Consider the following 1,663-nt stretch of genomic DNA (forward strand, 5'->3'; position numbering starts at 1 on the left):
CGTCGTACCTGGGCGACGTTCGACACGGCATGCGGGCTCGACGGCGTCGCGCCGCTAGACTGGGCGACTGCCGGCGTGGGTGATGACCCGCCAGATGAGCCCAGAGGGGCGCGCCGGGTCTGCAGACCGACGATCAAAGGAAACGATCACTCATGTCCTTCGACTACAAGGTTGCCGACCTGAGCCTCGCCGAGGCCGGCCGACACCAGCTCCGACTCGCCGAGCACGAGATGCCCGGCCTCATGGCGATCCGCGAGGAGTACGCCGAGGCCCAGCCCCTCAAGGGCGCCCGCATCGCCGGCTCGCTCCACATGACCGTCCAGACGGCTGTCCTCATCGAGACGCTCACCGCGCTCGGCGCCGAGGTCCGCTGGGCCTCGTGCAACATCTACTCGACGCAGGACGAGGCCGCCGCCGCCGTCGTCGTGGGCCCGAAGGGCTCCGCCGACGACCTCCAGGGTGTGCCCGTCTTCGCCTGGAAGGGCGAGACCCTCCCCGAGTACTGGTGGTGCACCGACCAGATCCTCACCTGGCCCGGCGGCGAGGGCCCGAACATGATCCTCGACGACGGCGGCGACGCCACGATGCTCGTCCACAAGGGCCGCGAGTGGGAGAAGGCCGGCCAGGTGCCGCCGACCACCGACGAGGACTCCGAGGAGTTCGGCGTCTTCAAGGAGCTCGTCCGCCAGACGCTGACGACCGACCCGCAGAAGTGGACCACCGTCGCCGCCGGCATCAAGGGCGTCACCGAGGAGACCACGACCGGTGTCCACCGCCTCTACCAGCTGGCCGAGACCGGCGAGCTGCTCTTCCCGGCCATCAACGTCAACGACGCGGTGACCAAGAGCAAGTTCGACAACACCTACGGCTGCCGCCACTCGCTCATCGACGGCCTCAACCGCGCCACCGACGTCCTCATCGGCGGCAAGGTCGCCGTCGTCGCCGGCTACGGCGACGTGGGCAAGGGCTGCGCCGAGTCGCTCCGCGGCCAGGGCGCTCGCGTCATCGTCACCGAGATCGACCCCATCTGCGCCCTGCAGGCGGCGATGGAGGGCTTCCAGGTCGCCCGCCTCGAGGACGTCGTCGAAACCGCCGACATCTTCATCACGACGACCGGCTGCTACGACGTCATCACGGCCGAGCACATGACCAAGATGAAGAACAAGGCGATCGTGGCCAACATCGGCCACTTCGACAACGAGATCGACATGGCCGGCCTCGCCCGCGTCCCCGGCATCCAGAAGACCGAGATCAAGCCGCAGGTCCACGAGTGGACGTTCACCTCGGGCAGCTCGATCATCGTGCTCTCGGAGGGTCGCCTGATGAACCTCGGCAACGCCACCGGCCACCCGAGCTTCGTCATGAGCAACAGCTTCAGCAACCAGACGATCGCCCAGATCGAGCTCTTCACGAAGACCGGCGACTACGAGAAGCAGGTGTACACGCTGCCGAAGCACCTCGACGAGAAGGTCGCGCGCCTGCACCTCGACGCCCTCGGCGTCCGGCTCACCGAGCTGACCAAGGGCCAGGCCGAGTACCTCGGTGTCGACGTCGCCGGCCCGTACAAGCCGGAGCACTACCGCTACTGAGCCGACCCGGACGGGCTGGGCCCGCCCCACGAGAACGTATGCCGTCCCCCTCGCGAGGGGGACGGCATACGTTC

General features: G+C 68.1%; 1 protein-coding gene. It reads left to right on the forward strand.

What is annotated here, in order from left to right:
• Window positions 1-152: 152 nt before the first annotated feature.
• Complete coding sequence (gene ahcY, locus AC1DP0_RS21650) at window positions 153-1,589, forward strand: adenosylhomocysteinase (RefSeq protein WP_478088601.1); 1,437 nt, start codon at window positions 153-155, stop codon at window positions 1,587-1,589.
• Window positions 1,590-1,663: the final 74 nt, after the last annotated feature.

Source organism: Terrabacter sp. P5_B1, assembly GCF_056400505.1.